The sequence below is a fragment of the Terrimonas ginsenosidimutans genome, from assembly GCF_022012415.1.
In the GTDB taxonomy this organism is placed as follows: Bacteria; Bacteroidota; Bacteroidia; order Chitinophagales; family Chitinophagaceae; genus Terrimonas_A; species Terrimonas_A ginsenosidimutans.
Window position 1 is genome coordinate 48925 of the sequence record NZ_JAKLTR010000006.1, and the last position, 19088, is coordinate 68012.

General features: G+C 45.2%; 18 protein-coding genes. 8 read left to right on the forward strand and 10 right to left on the reverse strand.

The features are described 5' to 3' along the window. Positions 1-126 precede the first annotated feature (126 nt). Positions 127-579, forward strand: a complete 453-nt coding sequence (locus tag LZZ85_RS10735; protein WP_237871492.1) for a DUF6934 family protein — start codon at positions 127-129, stop codon at positions 577-579. Positions 580-589: 10 nt separating this feature from the next. After that, positions 590-838, forward strand: a complete 249-nt coding sequence (locus LZZ85_RS10740) for a hypothetical protein (protein ID WP_237871493.1) — start codon at positions 590-592, stop codon at positions 836-838. A gap of 103 nt (positions 839-941) precedes the next feature. Here LZZ85_RS10740 and LZZ85_RS10745 read toward each other — a convergent pair whose 3' ends face one another. The 4 genes from LZZ85_RS10745 to LZZ85_RS10760 all read right to left on the reverse strand — a co-directional run bounded on the left by LZZ85_RS10745 (position 942) and on the right by LZZ85_RS10760 (position 4508). Continuing rightward, positions 942-1721 (reverse strand): 3-keto-disaccharide hydrolase, encoded by a 780-nt coding sequence (locus LZZ85_RS10745; protein WP_237871494.1) that lies wholly within the window; start codon positions 1719-1721, stop codon positions 942-944. 6 nt (positions 1722-1727) lie between these two features. After that, positions 1728-2141, reverse strand: a complete 414-nt coding sequence (locus LZZ85_RS10750; protein ID WP_237871495.1) for a c-type cytochrome — start codon at positions 2139-2141, stop codon at positions 1728-1730. Between the two features lie 45 nt (positions 2142-2186). Then, positions 2187-3242 carry a sugar phosphate isomerase/epimerase family protein gene (locus LZZ85_RS10755; RefSeq protein ID WP_237871496.1) on the reverse strand — a complete coding sequence of 352 codons (1056 nt, stop codon included), beginning with the start codon at positions 3240-3242 and terminating at the stop codon, positions 2187-2189. Between the two features lie 105 nt (positions 3243-3347). After that, positions 3348-4508 carry a Gfo/Idh/MocA family protein gene (locus LZZ85_RS10760; RefSeq protein ID WP_237871498.1) on the reverse strand — a complete coding sequence of 387 codons (1161 nt, stop codon included), beginning with the start codon at positions 4506-4508 and terminating at the stop codon, positions 3348-3350. Between the two features lie 242 nt (positions 4509-4750). On the opposite strand from LZZ85_RS10760, the gene LZZ85_RS10765 reads away from it, so the two are divergent. From LZZ85_RS10765 to LZZ85_RS10785, 5 genes are all read left to right on the forward strand, one after another. Continuing rightward, entirely contained in the window at positions 4751-5980 is a 1230-nt protein-coding gene (locus tag LZZ85_RS10765) for a nucleoside permease (RefSeq protein WP_237871499.1), read from the forward strand. A 22-nt stretch (positions 5981-6002) separates the two neighbouring features. Then, entirely contained in the window at positions 6003-6899 is an 897-nt protein-coding gene (locus LZZ85_RS10770) for a hydroxypyruvate isomerase family protein (RefSeq protein WP_237871501.1), read from the forward strand. Positions 6900-7062: 163 nt separating this feature from the next. Beyond that, positions 7063-8751 carry a GMC oxidoreductase gene (locus LZZ85_RS10775; protein WP_237871503.1) on the forward strand — a complete coding sequence of 563 codons (1689 nt, stop codon included), beginning with the start codon at positions 7063-7065 and terminating at the stop codon, positions 8749-8751. 42 nt (positions 8752-8793) lie between these two features. Continuing rightward, positions 8794-9435 carry a gluconate 2-dehydrogenase subunit 3 family protein gene (locus LZZ85_RS10780; protein WP_237871505.1) on the forward strand — a complete coding sequence of 214 codons (642 nt, stop codon included), beginning with the start codon at positions 8794-8796 and terminating at the stop codon, positions 9433-9435. A gap of 20 nt (positions 9436-9455) precedes the next feature. Beyond that, complete coding sequence (locus LZZ85_RS10785; protein ID WP_237871507.1) at positions 9456-10364, forward strand: sugar phosphate isomerase/epimerase family protein; 909 nt, start codon at positions 9456-9458, stop codon at positions 10362-10364. Between the two features lie 170 nt (positions 10365-10534). Here LZZ85_RS10785 and LZZ85_RS10790 read toward each other — a convergent pair whose 3' ends face one another. After that, positions 10535-11560 carry a glycosyltransferase gene (locus LZZ85_RS10790; protein WP_489884419.1) on the reverse strand — a complete coding sequence of 342 codons (1026 nt, stop codon included), beginning with the start codon at positions 11558-11560 and terminating at the stop codon, positions 10535-10537. A 23-nt stretch (positions 11561-11583) separates the two neighbouring features. Further along, entirely contained in the window at positions 11584-13047 is a 1464-nt protein-coding gene (locus LZZ85_RS10795) for an oligosaccharide flippase family protein (protein ID WP_237871511.1), read from the reverse strand. A 131-nt stretch (positions 13048-13178) separates the two neighbouring features. Between LZZ85_RS10795 and LZZ85_RS10800 the strand changes: the two genes are divergently transcribed. Continuing rightward, positions 13179-14303 carry a glycosyltransferase family protein gene (locus LZZ85_RS10800; RefSeq protein WP_237871513.1) on the forward strand — a complete coding sequence of 375 codons (1125 nt, stop codon included), beginning with the start codon at positions 13179-13181 and terminating at the stop codon, positions 14301-14303. A 16-nt stretch (positions 14304-14319) separates the two neighbouring features. Here the strand turns inward: LZZ85_RS10800 and tpiA are convergent, their stop codons facing one another. From tpiA to LZZ85_RS10820, 4 genes are all read right to left on the reverse strand, one after another. Next, positions 14320-15084 carry a triose-phosphate isomerase gene (tpiA, locus tag LZZ85_RS10805; protein WP_237871515.1) on the reverse strand — a complete coding sequence of 255 codons (765 nt, stop codon included), beginning with the start codon at positions 15082-15084 and terminating at the stop codon, positions 14320-14322. A gap of 118 nt (positions 15085-15202) precedes the next feature. Further along, positions 15203-16381, reverse strand: a complete 1179-nt coding sequence (locus LZZ85_RS10810; RefSeq protein ID WP_237871517.1) for a putative sugar nucleotidyl transferase — start codon at positions 16379-16381, stop codon at positions 15203-15205. Between the two features lie 366 nt (positions 16382-16747). Then, positions 16748-16999: a type B 50S ribosomal protein L31 gene (locus LZZ85_RS10815; protein ID WP_237871519.1), complete on the reverse strand. Its 252-nt coding sequence runs from the start codon at positions 16997-16999 to the stop codon at positions 16748-16750. Between the two features lie 1157 nt (positions 17000-18156). Continuing rightward, positions 18157-18648 carry a YajQ family cyclic di-GMP-binding protein gene (locus LZZ85_RS10820; RefSeq protein WP_237871521.1) on the reverse strand — a complete coding sequence of 164 codons (492 nt, stop codon included), beginning with the start codon at positions 18646-18648 and terminating at the stop codon, positions 18157-18159. Positions 18649-19088: the final 440 nt, after the last annotated feature.

Below are 19088 nucleotides of genomic sequence, written 5' to 3' on the forward strand. Positions count from 1 at the left end.
CATCAATAGAAAATAGTTTAAGAGAATACCAGACGGTATTCTCTTTTTTTATTTAGTGCAGGAAAAAACAGCAATTGCTCGTTTTTTTCTGAAGGTTTAGTGGCGGATTTAGGGTCTTTTTACGTGATGAAGAAAGAGGTATATGAATATGTGAAGATCGAGGATCATACATTGTATCAGTTTTTCAGTTATGGTCCTAAGGGGCTGATTAGAAAACTGATCCAATTTAATCTGGTGCAACGAATTCCGTTAATATTTAATCTGGAACTTGGAAAAGCATTAAGTGGAAATAAAATAGATACATCATCGGTCACGGATAATAAAGACACAAACAAAATTCTATTGTCCGTGACAGAAGCAATAATAGAGTTTCTAAACGAAAGACGCGAAGCATTAGTTTTTTTAGAAGGAAGTACCCCTGCGCGGACAAGATTATTCCAGATATGGATCGCCAGAATTTTCGATCAGCACCGGGGTTTTATTTCAATTGAAGGCAGGATAAAAAATAATTGGTACCTATTTGAGAAAGGAAAATCTTTCGACGCTTTTTTGATAAAAAAGAAAAATATTAATCAATAAACTTTTATTCATGAAAAAGAAAAACGTCCCGAAAATTATACGGCAGGGAAATACCACCATAATAATAGCTCATGACCCCGAGGGCAGTTTTGCGCGCAAAATCTCTGACGATATTTATTTCGAAGAAAAGACTGAGCGTGCGAAAGAGTCACTACGAAGATGTCCACTACCAGACCATATCTTACAACCCTATATCGAACAAATGCGTGCCGACGAAGAAAAAACACGCAGAATCGCCAATACACATATTTCTCACTGATATCAAAGTTATTTCAAGCTGGTAAACCAGTTAACCTGATAGCAGCCATGAAAAAAGGTGTTGAGATCTACCTCAACACCTTTATCAATCTTATCGAATATGCTTAATACTTTCTGATCTTAATATTCCTGTACCACACATTATTGCCATGGTCCTGCAAAGCAATTCTCCCTGTTTTGAATGTACCGAAACCAGGCATTGTTTTGAACTTGCTTCCTTCGAGGAGTTTCTTCCAGTTATCATCCCACATTGTGGTGGAAACAACATTCACGCCGTTCAGGTAAAGATCCAGTTTACCATTGATGCTTTTGATCTCAGCATGGTTCCATTCCAGCGCTGGCTTTACAGGCTCAGAAGAGGAAGAGATCAGGTCATACAGGTCACCAGCGCGGTGTTTGGGGATCTTTGCATCTGCATGTTTCTCATTATCGAGTACCTGCATCTCAGGGCCTGTGTTGTAGGTATCTTCATACTTTGTAGTGTCTTCATTTACATAGAAGATGATACCGCTATTGCCACCTGTATCAATTTTCCAATCGAGCTGCAGGTGGAAATTGGTAAATTCCTGGTCAGTTACCACATCACCGCCGCCTTCGATCTTCCAGCCTTTTTTAACGGAAGCATCAAGGTGAAGTGAGTTGTCATCAACTTTCCAGGCGGAACCGATGGTGCCAGGAAAGCCATACGTATGCCAGCCTTTTACGGTAGTACCGTCAAACAATAATTCCCAGCCATCCTTTTTCTCCTCTTCTGTGAGAATATTGAATGAGCCGGCGGCTGTTTGTGTAGTGTCTTTGTTCGTCAATTCTCCTTTTGTTTCTGCGTTATTATTGCAAGCTACTAATAAGGCAACTGAAGAAGCTACCAGGGTTGCTTTGATCATGAACGATTATTTTTTGAGTAAAAGAATGTATTTAACCATTGCCTCAGCATCTTCCTGCGAGATAGAAGGGTGCGGGATCATCGGAGCTGAGCCCCAAACACCCGTGCCGCCATCGATGATCTTCTTTGCAAGCTCAGGAATCACGCCGGGGGCCTGTGCAGCATATTTGTCAGCCACCTGGCGATAGGTTGGACCAGTATAAGCCTCATCTACTTTATGGCAGGTGAAGCAGTCGCTTTGCGCGATCAGTTCCAGTCCTTTTTTATAGTCAGGATTTGAAGAGAGATCATCGCTTGCTGCAGGTGTGTCAGTTGAGCTTTCAGTTGGTTTAGTTTCCGGGCCAGAGCCTGTTTTCGTCTCCCCTCCCCCACAAGCTGCCAATGTTGCTAATACAGTGGCGGCCAAGATAAATTTTCTCATTTTTTGTTGTGTTTTATTCGTCATTATGTGGATACGGCGCTAAAATTAACTCAATCCGAGTATTTTCCTGTTAAATACGTCATCTGTTTTCACACCGGCAAAATCATCAAATGCTTTTTCCGTAACACGGATGATATGGTCCTGGATAAATTTTGCACCTTCTTTTGCCCCGTCTTCCGGATGCTTGATGCAGCACTCCCATTCCATCACGGCCCAGCCCTTGTAGTCGTATTCGGTGAGTTTACTGAACACCTGTTTGAAATCCACCTGGCCATCGCCCGGGGAACGGTAGCGGCCGGCTCTTTTCAGCCAGCTCTGATAGCCGCCAAACGTGCCCTGCTTTCCAGTGGAATGGAACTCAGCGTCTTTTACGTGAAAGGCTTTGATCCGTTCATGGTAGAAATCGATATACTGGATATAGTCCAGTTGCTGCAGCACAAAGTGAGAAGGATCATATAAAAGACAGGCACGCGGGTGATTGTTCACTTCCTCGAGGAACATTTCGTAGGTTACTCCATCGAAGAGGTCTTCACCCGGATGGATCTCATAACATACGTCCACACCGCACTCATCAAAATAGTTAAGGATAGGGAGCCAGCGGCGACCAAGTTCTTTAAACCCTTCTTCTACCAGGCCGGCAGGACGTTGCGGCCATGGATGAAAGGTATGCCATAAGAGCGCCCCGCTGAATGTCGGATGCGCGGTCAACCCCATATTCTGAGAAGCTTTTGCTCCGTATTTCAACTGCTGTACGGCCCATTCCTGCCTGGCCTTCGGATTCTTTTTTACAGCATCAGGTGCGAATGCATCAAAGAGATCGTCGTAAGCGGGATGAACTGCCACGAGCTGGCCCTGCAAATGCGTGGAAAGCTCTGTCACTTCCATTCCGCACTCATTCACAATACCTTTGATTTCCTCTGCGTAGGTTTTACTTTCCGCAGCCTTTTGAAGGTCGATGCATCTTGGATCCCAGGTAGGGATCTGTGCGCCTTTAAAGCCCAGGCTGTTTGCCCAGTTACAGATCGAGCGCAGATCATTGAATGGTGCTTTATCACCGAGGAACTGCGCAAGAAAAATACCGGGACCTTGTATTGTTGTCATGTGTTTTTTTTAATTAAAATTCAAAAGTAAAAATTAAAAAATGCGGCTGATAGAGCGCAGATTCTTTTGTTTACAGGAAGGTTAATAACTAGTGTTTTTTACTTTTTACTTATCAAATTCTATCCATTTCGCATCACTTTTTCCGCTTGCGATGACTTTTTCCACGAAGTTCATTCCGCGAACACCGTCTTCTGTTCCGGGGAAATCGAGCATTTCAGGCGTTGGTTTTCCCCCATTCAGGCTTGTTTTCACTGTCAGCGCGAAATTACGATAGTGGTTGGCGAATGCTTCAAGATATCCTTCGGGATGACCCGGAGGAATGCGGGTGTTATGCCTGGAGAAACTGGATGTATAAGCGGCTCCTGCCCTGAAGATCTCCATTGGTTTGTCAGGCCATTTTACAAGCAGGCTGTTGCAATCATCCTGCTTCCATTCGAGGCTTCCTTTTTCGCCATAAACGCGGATCTTAACGTTATTCTCTTCGCCGGTAGCGATCTGTGTTGCCATTAACACACCGCTTGCTCCGTTATCAAATTTTAATAATACGGCGCCATCATCATCAAGTTTGCGACCATCAACCACGATATTGATATCCGCGCAAAGTTTTGTTACCTGAAGGCCGCTTACATATTCGGCCAGGTTGAATGCGTGGGTGCCGATGTCTCCCATGGCTCCTGCGATACCACTTTGCTTGGGATCTGTTCTCCAGGAAGCCTGTTTATTATTGTCCGCTTCGATAAAGGAACTAAGCCACCCCTGAGGGTACTCTACGTACACTTTGCGGATCTTACCGAATTTGCCACTCAGCACCTGCTGACGCGCTTCTTTCACCATAGGAAAACCTGTATAGGTATGGGTAAGACAGAAATACAGGCCGCTTTTTGCAGCTATTTCCTTCAGTAATTGTGCTTCCTTAAGGTCAAATGTCATTGGCTTATCCAGCACCACATGAAACCCATTTTCCAATGCAAGCTTTGCGGGTTCAAAGTGAACGTGATTCGGAGTGACGATACTTACAAACTCCATCTGCTGGTCTGGCGGCAAAGCCTTTTCGGCACGGATCATTTCCTTGTAAGATCCATATACCCGGGTCAGTGGAAGATTCAACTGTTCGCCTGCCTGCTTTGACTTTTCCGGATCACTGCTGAAAGCACCGCAAACCAATTCAATTTGTCCATCCATAAAAGCGGCAATACGATGCACAGCGCCTATAAAAGCGCCTGGTCCACCACCGATCATACCCATTCTTAATTTTCGATTCAGCATATTTTGAGTCATTAGTTTTTAGTTAGAAAAGCAGGATCGTTGACCGTTGTCCGTTGACCGTTAACCGGATATTACGGTTAACGGTCAACGGACAACGCTCAACGAAGATTAAGTGTCACTTCCACAATTATCACCGTGTACCCCCCACATTAAATTTCTCGTCATGCAAATGTAAAGTGTGTTTAAAAATAGTACATTTAGCTTTTGTAGGCATATTAAATTGATAAAACGAAAGGCTCTATATGAAATCAACCACTCGTGTTCAGTTATCCCTGATGATGTTTCTGGAATTCTTTATCTGGGGAGGATGGTTTGTAACTCTCGGTACTTTTCTCAATGATAATCTTCAGGCATCGGGCGGTCAGAGTGCCAGTGTATTTTCTACCCAATCATGGGGAGCGATCATTGCTCCATTTATCATTGGTCTGATCGCTGACCGTTTTGTGAATGCTGAAAAGATCCTGGGCGTATTGCACCTTGCAGGAGCGGTGTTGATGTATCAGATGTATAATGCGGCCTCAATAGAAGTTTTTTACCCTTATGTATTATCTTATATGATATTGTATATGCCAACGATCGCGTTGGTCAACTCGGTATCATTCAACCAGATGAAAGATCCGGAAAAAGAGTTCTCCCTGATCCGTGTGTTCGGGACGATCGGCTGGATCGTTGCAGGCCTGATCATCAGTTTTGTATTCCATTGGGATTCTGAGCAAAGCCGTGCAGAAGGATTGTTGAGAAATACATTCCTGATGTCATCCATTGCGTCTCTTGCATTGGGCCTGTTCAGCTTTACACTGCCTAAGACACCACCGAAAGGAAAAGGAGAAAAAGTATCGCTTGGAAAGATAATTGGTCTGGATGCGTTGAAATTATTAAAGGACAAGAACTTCGCTATCTTCTTTATTTCGTCGATCCTGATCTGTATCCCTCTTGCATTCTATTATCAGAATGCAAATTCATTCCTGAGTAATTCCGGCGTGAGTAATCCTACCGGGAAAATGACCATCGGTCAGGCTTCAGAAGTGATCTTCCTGTTGTTGCTTCCATTGTTCTTTAAGAAATACGGTTTCAAGAAAACCATCCTGGTGGGTATGCTTGCCTGGGCAGTCCGTTATGCACTGTTTGCTTATGGAAATGCCGGTGAGCTTAGTTTTATGCTGATCATTGGTATTGCTTTACATGGGATCTGCTATGATTTCTTTTTTGTTTCGGGTTATATCTATACAGATTCCAAAGCAGGCGAAAAGTACAAAAGCGCCGCACAGGGGTTGATCACACTTGCCACCTATGGTGTCGGCATGCTGATCGGCTTTGAAGTAGCTGGTATGATCACTGACAAATACACACTGGCTGACGGATCGCACGATTATAAAATGATCTGGCTGATCCCTTCTGCGATTGCCGCAGTGGTATTCCTTGTATTCGCCGTTCTTTTCAAGCAAGAGAAAGAAATAAAAGCAACAGTTTAATCAATTCTGTCATCCTGTAATTATGGAAAACAGTTCATCCCGTAGAAAGATGCTGAAACAAGTGGCCGCTGCTTCACTCGCCGCTACAGCATTTCCTTCAATTAACGCATTAGCTTCTTCAGATATGGAAGAAAATACCAAACTGAAAGGTAAGATCAATCATTCTGTCTGTCAATGGACGTACAGCTATCTTCCCCTGGAAGAGCTTTGCGTTCTTGTAAAAAAACTCGGACTGAATGCCATCGACCTGATCGCCCCAAAAGACTGGCCGGTCCTGCAGAAACATGGCATCACCTGTTCGATGTGTTACACCGCCGGAAGGATCAGCCTGACGGAAGGCTGGAACCGCCCGGATCTTCATCCCCAACTCATAGCTGAATTCACTGAAGCCATCCCGCTCGTTGCACAGGCTGGTTATAAGAACCTGATCTGCTTCAGTGGAAACCGAAAAGGCATGGATGATGCAACAGGTTTAAAGAATTGCGTAACTGGTTTGAAGCAGATCATGCCGCTTGCGAAGAAACATGGCGTGATCATCCAGATGGAATTGTTCAACAGCAAAGTCGACCACAAAGATTATATGGCTGATAAAAGTGCATGGGGCGTTGAGCTTTGCAAACAACTCGGCTCACCTAACTTCAAACTGCTCTACGATATCTATCACATGCAGATCAATGAAGGTGATGTGATCCGTACGATAAAGGATAATCACCAGTATTTCGGACATTATCACACAGCCGGTGTTCCGGGTCGTCATGAAATTGACGAGTCACAGGAACTCTTCTACCCCGCTATTATGAGAGCGATCGTCGAAACAGGCTATAAGGGTTACGTTGCGCAGGAATACATTCCGACCGGCAAAACGGACAAGGAGAAGGTGGCGGCGCTGAAGAAGGCGATAAGTATTTGTGATGTGTGAGCGAGAGAAGTTTAAAAGTTTAAATGTTCAATAGTTAAAAAGTCATTCACCCCTATTAATGGTGCTCAGGCTTTGAACTATTAAACTTTAAAACCTTTAAACTATTAAACTTACCATCCCTGACATTGATTCCACATTTTAATGATACAAACAAAATTACTCTATGGCAGACAACACTTATGACGCGATCGTCGTGGGCTCCGGGATCAGCGGAGGCTGGGCAGCGAAAGAACTGACGGAAAAAGGTCTGAAGGTTTTGATGCTGGAACGCGGCCGTAATATCGAGCACGTGAAGGACTATGTGAACGCGAATAAAGCGGCATGGGAGTTTCCTCACCGCGGACTGAGACCCACACAGCAGATGCTGAAGGATTATCCGGTATTGCAAAGGGACTATCCGCTGAATGAAATTGTACTTGATTACTGGGCGAAAGATAAAGACTGTCCATACACCGAAACCAAACCATTTGCATGGTTCCGCGGATACCATGTAGGAGGCCGTTCACTTACCTGGGGGCGTCAAAGTTATCGTTTTAATAAGTGGGATTTTGAAGCAAATGCAAAGGACGGGTTTGGCGTTGACTGGCCGATCCGTTATAATGATATCGCTCCCTGGTACAGCTATGCAGAGAAATTTGCAGGGGTGCAGGGAAGCCGCGAAGGTGTTGAAGCATTACCAGATGGAGAATTCCTTCCTGCCATGGAAATGAATATCGTGGAGAAAGATGTGGCGGCACGACTGAAGCAACATTACAAAGGCTCACGCCATATGTTCATCGGGCGTTCTGCAAATATTACGGAACCAAAACCGGAACAGAAACGCACTAATTGCCAGTATCGCAACCGTTGCTGGAGAGGTTGCCCTTACGGCGCCTATTTCAGCACTCAGTCTGCAACGCTGCCTGCCGCGATGGCAACGGGCAACCTTACGCTGCGCCCATTCTCTATTGTAACAAAAGTATTGTACGATAAAGACACGAAAAAGGCAACCGGCGTGGAAGTGCTGGACGCTGAAACAAACAAAACATACGAATACAAATCGAAGATCGTATTCCTGAACGCCTCTGCCTTTAACTCAACCTGGGTGCTGATGAACTCCGCCACGGATGTATGGAGCGAAGGCCTCGGCAGCAGCAGCGGTGAGCTTGGACATAATGTGATGGATCACCACTTCCGTTGCGGTGCCGGCGGAACCATGGAAGGGTACGAGGACAAATATTTCTACGGCTACAGACCAACCGGGATCTATGTGCCAAGGTTCAGAAATATTTATGATGATAAACGCGATTATGTCCGTGGTTTTGGATACCAGGGCGCGGGAAGCCGCTCAGGATGGGGCAATGAAGTAGCCGAGCTTTCGATAGGCGGCGATTTCAAAGACGCTTTATCTGAACCAGGTAAATGGAGCATGGGCATTACCGGCTTTGGAGAAATGCTTCCTTATCATGAAAACAAGATCTCTCTTGATAAGAACACCAAAGACAAATGGGGTTTGCCTGTCCTGAACATGGATGTTGAGATCAAAGAGAACGAAAAGAAGATGCGGAAAGATATGATGGAAGATGCCAAAGAAATGCTTGAAGCCGCTGGCGTGAAGAATGTATATACATTCGACTCAGGCTACCAGGTGGGCATGGGTATTCATGAAATGGGCACCGCACGCATGGGCCGCGATCCAAAAACATCCGTGCTGAATGGCCATAACCAGGTTTGGGACGCAAAGAACGTTTTCGTTACAGATGGTGCATGCATGACATCCGCGTCCTGCGTAAACCCTTCGCTCACTTATATGGCATTGACGGCAAGAGCAGCCGACTTTGCTGTAAGTGAATTGAAAAAAGGAAATCTCTGATCAACAGATTAATATTATTTAACCTCAAAGAAAAATTACTGTATGGATCGTAGAGAATTGCTAAAACTTGTAACGCTTGCTACCGGCGGTGTACTGATCGGCGGACAAATGTTCCTGTCTGGTTGTAAGAATGATCCCAAACTGGGTGGTGTTGATTTCTCAGCAGAAGACATTTCTTTTCTTGACGAAGTAGGCGAAACTATTTTACCCAAAACGAAAACACCGGGCGCTAAAGACGCGCAGGTTGGTGAATTCATGAAGGTAATGGTGAATGACTGCTATGATGCTGAAGATCAGAAAACCTTCCACGAAGGCATTAAAGCGCTGAACGAAGCTTGTGAAAAAATGCACAAGACCGGCTTTATGGAAGCAAGCCCTGAACAAAGACAGTCATTGCTGATCAGCCTCGATAAAGAAGCTAAAGAATACCAGAAGAAAAAGAACGATTTCGACGGAGAGCAAAAGAAGAAAGAAAAAGAAGAAAAAGAGAAAGGTAATAAGGACTTTAAAAAGGAAAGAATGCAGTCGCATTACTTTACCATGTTCAAACAGCTGACCATTACCGGCTTCTTCACTTCCAAGATCGGCGCAACAGAAGCTCTCCGCTATATGCCTGTACCCGGCAAATACGATGGAGCATTTCCTTATAAAAAAGGAGATAAAGCGTGGGCCGCCACTGGTTAACATTTAAAAAAATAATACCAATGAACTATAACCGCAGAAAATTTCTGAGAATGGGAGGCAATGCAGCACTCGCCTTAGCCATTTTTCCCGCTGCCTGTAACTTTGGGTCAGATGAAAAGAAAGTAGAAGAAGGGTCAACCCCGGGGACACTGGAAGACGATGTGGCAGCCCTTACCAAATTTGGTCTGCAGCTGTACACACTCCGTGATGATCTTCCTAAAGACCCCAAAGGTGTGCTGAAGCAAGTGGCCTCATTCGGTTACAAACAGATCGAAGGCTATGAAGGTCCCCAAGGCCTTTTCTGGAATATGACACATACCGATTTCAAAAAGTACATGGATGATCTCGGTACGGAATACATCGCCAGCCATTGTGATATCAATAAAGACTTTGAAAAAAAGGCTGCACAGGCTGCAGAGATCGGTATGAAATACCTGATCTGTCCCTGGAAAGGCGCGCAAAAGACCCTCGACGATTACAAGAAGATCGCAGACGACTTTAACGTAAAAGGAGAGATCTGTAAAAAAGCCGGGATCCGCTTCGCGTATCACAACCATGATTATACGTTCAAACAACTGGAAGGCCAGTTTCCACAGGATGTACTGATGAAGGGTACAGACCCTGCACTGGTTGATTTCGAAATGGATATCTATTGGGTAGTTACCGCTGGTGAGGATGCTGAGCAATGGCTGAAGAATTACAAAAACCGTTTCCGCTCCTGCCACGTTAAAGACAGAACTAAAAATGCGACAGAAGCCGCTGATAGCTGCACGCTTGGCAAGGGAAGTATCGACTTTGCGAAGATCCTGAAAACTGCCAGGGCTACAGGCATGGAATACTACATTGTAGAACAGGAAAAATATACCGGCACGACTCCTCTGGAAGCAACAAAGGAAAATGCTGAGTACATGAAGAAACTGAAGTTCTAGGGTAATTTTGTTTGAGGCGGCTGTAGTGCGCGATCGCCGATGACCGGATCGCGTAGGGCGATTGAAGTTATCGCCGCAGCACAGAGAAGGCATCAGGCAAACCTATAGACATTCTTAAACGATAGTCTTCTATAAAAAAGGAACGGTGCAGATCGGGCACCGTTCTTTTTTTATGAAGCTTTTTCATCCAGCTCCGCCAGCGCTGCGATCAACCTTTGTCCCCTGCTGATCTGTTTTGCGAGAGGAGACATATTCTTTTGCATTTGATGATATTCGTCTATGCTGATCCTTTCAATTTCGTTTTGTATAGAAGACAAATCATTTACCACAACTCCGATTTTGTATTTACGGACCAGTTCCGCAGAAGCAGATCCGGCAGGCACGATCAACGGAAGACCGCTTAATATATACAGAGATAATTTATGCGGACTGTTATAGACCAGGTATTGCCCTGCCAGTCCTTTCAGTCCTTCTGTGCTATCTCCATCCCACACCAATCCGAATGAAGCGGGCAATTTACCCGGTAATGACCCCGGTTCAAAAACACCATGCCATTCTATATTCTTTTGATCTTTCATCCTAACGGTGGCTTCTCCGAAAAGATGAAACCTCAACTTCGGCGATTGCCGCAGCACTGTTTCCATATGTTCAAGAAATGGGCTTTTTGAAAGATTACCTGCGAAGGCTATGTCGAATGAAAGTTCCTTCCTTTCCGAAGATGGCTGGGCAAGGAAGTCGAAAAAATCGATCACTGCAGTATCGGCATCGTGAAGTGTCGCCTTCAGCCATTTCTCCATTGATGCGTTGTGAACAATAAACTGATCCGATAACCGGTAAAAACGAGTCTCCGCTGCCTGTACATTCAGATCACCATCTCTTACCCCATCAATATCGCAGATATAACATATCAGGCGAAGACTTTTCCGGAAGGAAAGCAGTTTGATCAGCACACGGTACATGCGGGGATATACAGGACTTAAAAAAACGACCACGGCGTTTCGTGGGAGAAACAAAAACCAGTACATCACGCGAAGCAACCGTTTCAGTTTGTTCCAAAAAGAAAATTGATCTATCCCCGGCAATATCAATGGCACGTATCCTTCAGAGGCCAGGATCTTTTCCGCATCGGTATAACCAACACCTCCGTGTTGATATACTTCATGAGAGAATTGCGATATAAAATACTTGTTCTTCAGGACGACAAAATATTAATAGACTATCATGGCCGGGCCATGCTGTTCAGCAATACAGTTTTCAACCTCAGCGCGAATTCATTCCGCGCTATAAATGTAATAAATGTAAAGTAGGCCAGCATACAGACCAATGCAGATATGATCAACCGGAGTGCGGGATCTGCGATCAGTTCGCCTGTCAGGTATATTACCGGAATGAACAACGAAGCCCCCGCCATTGCATGCACAACACTCTTCCAGTCGAACACCACAAGCAACGGCAGGACGCGCCGCACGCTCAGGTAATTCAGGATGATCAGCAGGACCTCCGTCATTATTAAAGCCACGCAAATGCCACTATCTTCTTTCCAGTAACCTAGCAGTATCGCAGTAACCACAAAGAAGACAGAACCGACCAGCAGATTATTGAGAAATATTCTTTCAAACCTGTGAGCGATCAATACCGGATTGCTCAAAAAAAGACTTACTCCTTTTAACAATGGAAACAAGGCCAGTATTTTCAGGTCTTGCTGTACCTGCGTGAAATTATTTCCATAAAAAACATGAGTGAAATCTCCGGCAAGCAAATAAAGCCCGGCTCCCATCGGCACTGCAAGCAGGATGATGAACTGTATATTCATCCGTAATTTCTCTTGCAATTGCTTTTCATCGTTCCCATCCGCAAGTGATACGATCCGGGGAAAGAAGACAAGAAATGAATCAGTTAATAAAGTAGTGCCTGTACGGATCAGTTTTACCGCAAATGCGTAATACCCGACGGCCGCGACCGTGCTTACCAGGCCCAGCAATACGTTGTCCAGCCAGATGGGGATGCTGTACAGGATCGCGATCAGATAGGTGATCAGTACTTTGGGCAGATGTTGTTTCCAGTTTACCGAACGAAACGAAACCGGTGTTTCTTTCAGTAATATCATCAGGTTCCAAACAATACTGGCAATCCCCGCTGCCGCGATAATACCATAGTAGATGTAATAGTCATCTGGTTTGTGTATCAGCAAAAAAATTGAAAGCAGTGCCAGCAAACGCACCACTACAGTCCGGAGGGTAATAAAGCCAAACTTCTCCCGGCCGATAAAATACCAGTCGCAGGAAAAGAAATTCACCACGAAGAATAAAGCTGAAAACAGGATCAGGCGGGTATCCCCGATCTTTTCCCACAGAACAGCGATCCCAACAGCATAAAAGATCAAAGCAACAAGCGAGGAAACGAGGTGAAGAAACAACAATTCAGATACAAGCTTTCGTAGCTGCACCACATCATTTTTCCTGCTGGCAACTTCGCGGATCCCATATACCGTAATGCCGAGCTCGGCAAGAACGATGAAATAATAGGTGAACGAGTCAATAAACCCTACCCGGCCCACTCCTTCCGGATCCAGTACCCTTGAAATATAGGGGATGGAAAATAAAGGAAAGAGCACCTGCGCACAGGACAAGAGGAAATTGAAAAAGAAGTTTCGTTTGATATTTGCCAAAGCAGGTTCCGGCATTTTACCGGGATTGTTACAAACTTAACATATAAAGGCGATTTCTGCCAGCAGGCCATAGCAGAAGCTGTTCTATCAAATCTCACCGATGCCTGGCAGATGGCTTATATTCGTATCTGTCTTTGGTGAAACTCATGAACGTTACCATTTTCGAAACAGAACATTTTGAAGCCGCTTACCCGGTGATCAGGCTTTTTGATAACGGCAGCAATCAGATCCAGATCTGCTGCTACCCGGTCACGTTCGGGCAACTTCAGCACAAACTTCCAAAGGACAGGTACAGGTGGGTGGTCAGAAAGGAGAATGAGTCCAAAAGACAGTTCATTCTTACGCTGTACAAAGAATGCCGGAAACATCGGACAGACCTGCTTTATCTGAATACCGTTGCAGACAATTTCATTCTCTATGCGATACTGGCGATGTTCCTGGGTAAGACCAGGATCATTATGACGGTTCACATGGTGAACAATATGACTGCTACGCAAAAGATCTGGCATCCTAAAAGATTGATCAGGGCCATTGGTAAAAAGCTCCTTTGCCGGGTGGTGAATGAATTCAATGTGATCTCTCCCACCCTGGTGCCTGCGCTGAAAATGCGGGTTGGCCGAAACAAAAAGATCCATGTTGTTCCCGGAGGTATCTATGAGCCGGAAAATGCCCTTCAGCTCCAACCAATTTCCTCAGAGATCATAAACCTCGCCATACCGGGAAGCGTTGATGGCAGAAGACGTGATTACGGGCTTGTTTTTGACCTCCTGCGGCAGCTGGAGCAACTTGCTGTTCGCACCAGGATTACGCTGCTGGGAAGTTTCTATGACGCGTACGGAGAAGAGATCAGGAAAAAGGCCATCGAATGGAATGGCCGGTTCTCACAGTTGAAATTCTATGAGGAAGAACATGTAGATCAGCCTGAATTTGACCGCGTACTGCATGAGTCACATTATGTGTTCAGTCCCTCGGTGCTCAAAACCGTGATTGCGGATGATGTTGCGGAAGAGTATGGAAAAACAATTGTCTCGGGAAACATGTCTGACGCGATCAGGCATGCAAAGCCATTGATCATCCCGGCTGAACTCGCTGTTGATCCGATGCTGGAGAATGCATGCATCAGGTACAGAGATGTACTGGAATTGGCCACCTACCTTCAACAGGTGCAGCAACAGCCCGCTTTATATGAAGAACTCCGTCAAAAAAGTGAAGCTGCGGTGCTTCCTTATACGCTAAGTGCCGTAAGGAAACACCACAGCAGCCTTTTTTAAAACTACTATATGCTTATCAGGCTTTCAATGCCTTGATGATCTCGATAAAATCAGCAGCAACAAGTGAAGCGCCACCTACAAGACCTCCGTCAACATCCGGAGATCCGAATATTTCCTTTGCGTTGTTTGCTTTCACGCTTCCGCCATACAGGATAGAGATCTGGTCAGAAATTGACTGGCCATACTGAGCAGCCAATACTGAACGGAGGTATGCATGCATTTCCTGCGCCTGCTCCGTTGTAGCTGTTTTACCTGTGCCGATCGCCCAGATAGGTTCATAAGCGATCACAATATCTTTGATCTTTTCCGGTGAAAGATGAAAGAGCGACTCTTTCAGTTGTTGTGCCACAAATTCATTTTGCGTATTTGCTTCGCGGATGGAAAGGGGTTCACCACAGCAAAAGATCGGTGTGATATAATTTTCCAGGCAAAGGTTGAGCTTTTCCGCAAGCACCGCATTTGACTCATTGAAGTACTCACGGCGTTCGCTGTGACCGATCACGCAATAAGGAACGTTGATGGAATGCAGCATTTCCGCAGAGATCTCGCCGGTATAAGCACCTGATTTTTTATTATAACAGTTCTGCGCCGAAGTGTAGTAATTCTTTTCTTCTTCTACTTCACTTCTGGTCATGAGCAGGTAAGGAGAAGGGACGGCAAAGATCACCAACTGATGATCAGCGAGGTCAATATTCGCACCGAGGATATCATCCAGCAATTTCTCTCCCTGTTGAAATGTTAGATTCATTTTCCAGTTAGCTGCTGCGATCTGCTTTCTCATAAGTATGTTCTGTTTTAAAGTAAAAAGTCAAAATTAAAAAGTAAAAATATCTGTTTGTAGCCAGGTAATTCGTTTAGTTGTTGAACGGAGTAAACGCTATGTGTAAAAGAAATTACTTTTAAAGTTTCTCAAAGATATACTTCAGCATGCTTTTTTCATTATCAGAAATGGCATGTCCTTTTAATTTCTTCCATCCTTCTATATCGATGAGGGCCTTTTCGAATGCGTAGCGGTTCACGCCTTCGCTTCCCCATGAAAATGCGGGGATGTATTTCGGGGTGAGTCCGTTACCGAATACGTTACAGGAAACGCTGATGACGGTTCCCGTGTTGATACTCGTATTGATCGCGGTTCTTGAGTAGTCGCCCATCAGTACGCCGCATTTCATTCCGGCATTGAGCTGGCCGCCGGGCGTCCAAACACGAACATCGCCCGCGTTATTTTTGAGGTTGGAGTTGGTGGTGCCGGCGCCGAGGTTACACCATTCGCCGATCACCGAATCTCCCAGGTATCCATCGTGTGCTTTGTTGGAATAGCCGAACATCACCGCATTCTTGATCTCACCACCGCCGACACAATATGGCCCCAGCGTAGTAGCGCCATATACTTTGGAACCCAGTTTCAGTACAGAATTCTCTCCGATGGAGAAGGGACCACGGATCACCGATCCTTCCATGATCTCCGCATTTTTGCCTATGTATATCGGGCCTGTGGTCGCATTAAGAATGCAATGTTCCACCCTGGCTCCTTTTTCGAGAAAGATATTTTTAGGATTGGTGACCTTATTTGATTTGGGTATGGCCTGAGAGCGACGCTTGCGGGTCAGGAGGGCAAAATCCTCGCGGATCGCCCAGTCATTCAGCTGGAAGATCTGCCAGGGATATTTGATCTCTTTGACCTCACCCTCAAACTCAACGGATTTCGTTACCCGGACCTGATGTTTCTCTTTGATCTGTTGATGGGTAAAACAAAAAACGATCCCCGAACTTCCATCGGCAATGATGAATTCACCCGGCTTAAGGCGTTTCATCTTTTTTACTAGCGCAACGGTTGGCAAAAGATTGCCATGCACCATGAAGCAGGTATCGGCCTTGCCGATCGTATCCAGATTGATTGCTCTGTCCAACCCCTTATAATCGTCTTCGTTCTTATCAACCGATACGAAGCCGGTCATTTTCTCCCATTTCTCGCGGATGGTGAGAATGCCCACGCGTATATCCTGGCATTTGCGGGTCAATGTAAAGGGATAGAGGTTTTCCGGCTGACAGAATTCCTCTGTGAAGATGAGTTTGTTCACACGGGAAAGATAGTACAAATGAAGGAGATGGCGGTTGACCGTTGTCCGTTGACCGTTGTCCGTTGACCGTTGACCGTTGTCCGTTGTCCGTTGTCCGTTGTCCGTGCAAATTAAAAGAGTGGGGCTATCGTGTTAAGTGATAGCCCCACTCTTTTAATTTGCACACGAAGACCCAATTCTATTCCAACTCGCTTGAATTCCGGTCAACGGTCAACGGACAACGGTCAACGGTCAACGGTCAGATTTGAAACAGATTCAATCTAAAAACAAAAAGCCCCGCTGAGGAATCAGCAGGGCTTAAAGTATAGCCATGAAAAACAAAACTTTTATGCTTAGTGCAGAATTGTCTGAACTAAAGCTAAAGAATTATTTTTTCTTTTCGTATTTCTTCTTGAATTTATCGATACGACCCGCAGTGTCAACCAATACGTTCTTACCGGTGAAGAAAGGGTGAGAAGTGCTGGAGATCTCGAGTTTGATCAGGGGATAGTCATTGCCATCTTCCCATTTGATCGTTTCTTTTGAACCTGCAGTTGAGCGGCTGAGGAATGATTGACCATTGCTCATGTCTTTGAAAACAACCAGTCTGTAACTGCCGGGATGGATACCTTTTTTCATAACTAAATGATTTTTAAGGCCGCACGGATTTTGCCGTGACGATGATATAAATTTTTTAGGTTGGCAAAGGTAGAGAGGAAAGGGGGAAATGCAAAATATATCTTGTGGTGGGAATGGCAATCGTTGCCCCCAAAGCGTCCGCGATAGTCCGTTGACCGTTATCCGCTGACCGTTGACCGGAATACGCAAAAAATAGTAACCATTTCTTTAGCTATGAGTTGATTATGCAAGGATTTCGCCGAAGGCCGGACAACGGATCAAGCGTAAAGGTTGTGGGATGGTTGTCTAAATGTTTAATGGTTTAAAAGTTTGAAGTTTTGCGCTTAGGTCCCTCGCCTGATGTAATCAGGCTTGCCGGTATCCTGCAAACGGGTTATTATCACTTATCCACTTACAGGTTTTTTAAGCGATAGCTGTCTGATCGGGCACAAAAAACGGGAGCACGCCCTGAAGCGATATATACTCCTCAGATACGACATTCTGGCACGAGAAGCCAGCTGATGTGTTGACTGATGATAATCATTAAAGGTCAGACTTCGCGTGTTTTTGAAATGCTTGTTAGTCGTCGTTAGTTCGTCTCTTGGTCGTCCTTTGGCCTTCCAAAGTTTGTCGGGATTTTAAGCAGTGAAAAATGGTGACAAGCTGACACGCTGAGGGCGATAAATCTTTTGAGCGACTGGCCCAGGTTCCCTCCTCCGCTTCGCTACGGTGGAAGAGCCGCAAGAAGTTTATGCGAGCGATGCTCATCCGGAACATTTCAACCCAAGCCATTTTGTAGAACATCCCCCAACTTTTCAACATGATCCCGGATAACCGATAACGGTGAACGGACAACGATCAATGATCAAGCGTTCCCGGTTAACTAAAAAAGAAAAGCATCAAGTTTATTTGACTAAACCCGATGCTTTTTGAAATTGCTGCCTCTTTTGATCGATTTCGCAATTCCCGTCGCATTTCTGTTGCCAGATCTGCAACCTTTGTACATTGAAGATAGTTCTTTCAACCAGCTGTTTCCAAATTTCTGAGGGTTTCAGTATGCACCCGTTCTGCACCTGGTTATCCACCGGAAAACGGCTGTGGTGGCGGGTTCTGCACAGGTTATGAACTTTTTTCAGTTAACATGTGCAGGCTGCATACCCCAGAATACCCAAAACGGATCAGGAGCGCATATTTTCATACTGAAGGGGCACACCCAGTTCCCAGGTTTTTGATGCCTGTATGACAGTTTGGAGATCATCGATCTTTTTGCCGGTTACGCGAACCAGGTCGTCATTGATGGACGCCTGCACTTTCAGGCCGGCGTCTTTGATCATCTTAACGATCTTTTTGGCATCTTCCTGTTTGAGGCCGTTACGCACCTGTACTTCTTTCTTCCAGACCTTACCGCTCTGTGCGCCTTCTTTCGAAAGATCGAATGCTTCAGGGGCGATCCCCTGCTTATTTGCACGGCTGATCAGTACATCAAGCAATTGACGCATCTTCATATCGTCGTCGGTCTCAAGCTTCAGCTTGAACTCCTTTTTATCAAGATCGATCACCACATGGCTTCCTTTGAAATCAAAACGGTTTCCTATTTCTTTCGTGACAACGTTCACAGCATTATCCAATGCCTGCGCGTCCACTTTACTTACAAAATCAAATGAGGGCATAGCAAAAAAGGTTTAGTTGAATGATTTGATTAACCTCACGGAAGATGCGAAAGTAAAACTTAAAGACAATTACACGAAAGAAACATCCTTTTACTGTGACAAAGATCACCGTAAGGGTCTATCATTTTGGGGAGAACAGATCGGACATCCAGGCCTGCCGCCTGCCCCGGTTTATAAGATCTCAGACCGGTACAAGTTTACCCGGGCTTTTGATGGTTGTCACCGCTTTGGAATGCTTGTCCGGCGTAGGGGTATCGCAAAGAATGCAAAGCAATAGCGAAGAACGCAGGGAAATCTTTAGATATTAAGCTAATTGAACTCCTTGAATTGGCTGCCGGAATTGATACTGATGGCACCGGGCAGACAAAAAAAGGCCGCATCAATCTGATGCGGCCATATAAAACACATGTCAATGTTCAGGATCCACGCTCTGTTGTCTG

Coding starts and splice junctions, on each gene's coding strand:
- LZZ85_RS10780 (WP_237871505.1), top strand. CDS start 8,794: ATGGATCGTAGAGAATTGCTAAAACTTGTAACGCTTGCTACCGGCGGT.
- LZZ85_RS10735 (WP_237871492.1), top strand. CDS start 127: ATGAAGAAAGAGGTATATGAATATGTGAAGATCGAGGATCATACATTG.
- LZZ85_RS10800 (WP_237871513.1), top strand. CDS start 13,179: ATGAACGTTACCATTTTCGAAACAGAACATTTTGAAGCCGCTTACCCG.
- LZZ85_RS10820 (WP_237871521.1), bottom strand. CDS start 18,648: ATGCCCTCATTTGATTTTGTAAGTAAAGTGGACGCGCAGGCATTGGAT.
- LZZ85_RS10750 (WP_237871495.1), bottom strand. CDS start 2,141: ATGAGAAAATTTATCTTGGCCGCCACTGTATTAGCAACATTGGCAGCT.
- LZZ85_RS10770 (WP_237871501.1), top strand. CDS start 6,003: ATGGAAAACAGTTCATCCCGTAGAAAGATGCTGAAACAAGTGGCCGCT.
- LZZ85_RS10740 (WP_237871493.1), top strand. CDS start 590: ATGAAAAAGAAAAACGTCCCGAAAATTATACGGCAGGGAAATACCACC.
- LZZ85_RS10795 (WP_237871511.1), bottom strand. CDS start 13,047: ATGCCGGAACCTGCTTTGGCAAATATCAAACGAAACTTCTTTTTCAAT.
- LZZ85_RS10775 (WP_237871503.1), top strand. CDS start 7,063: ATGGCAGACAACACTTATGACGCGATCGTCGTGGGCTCCGGGATCAGC.
- LZZ85_RS10760 (WP_237871498.1), bottom strand. CDS start 4,508: ATGCTGAATCGAAAATTAAGAATGGGTATGATCGGTGGTGGACCAGGC.
- LZZ85_RS10785 (WP_237871507.1), top strand. CDS start 9,456: ATGAACTATAACCGCAGAAAATTTCTGAGAATGGGAGGCAATGCAGCA.
- LZZ85_RS10815 (WP_237871519.1), bottom strand. CDS start 16,999: ATGAAAAAAGGTATCCATCCCGGCAGTTACAGACTGGTTGTTTTCAAA.
- tpiA (WP_237871515.1), bottom strand. CDS start 15,084: ATGAGAAAGCAGATCGCAGCAGCTAACTGGAAAATGAATCTAACATTT.
- LZZ85_RS10765 (WP_237871499.1), top strand. CDS start 4,751: ATGAAATCAACCACTCGTGTTCAGTTATCCCTGATGATGTTTCTGGAA.
- LZZ85_RS10755 (WP_237871496.1), bottom strand. CDS start 3,242: ATGACAACAATACAAGGTCCCGGTATTTTTCTTGCGCAGTTCCTCGGT.
- LZZ85_RS10745 (WP_237871494.1), bottom strand. CDS start 1,721: ATGATCAAAGCAACCCTGGTAGCTTCTTCAGTTGCCTTATTAGTAGCT.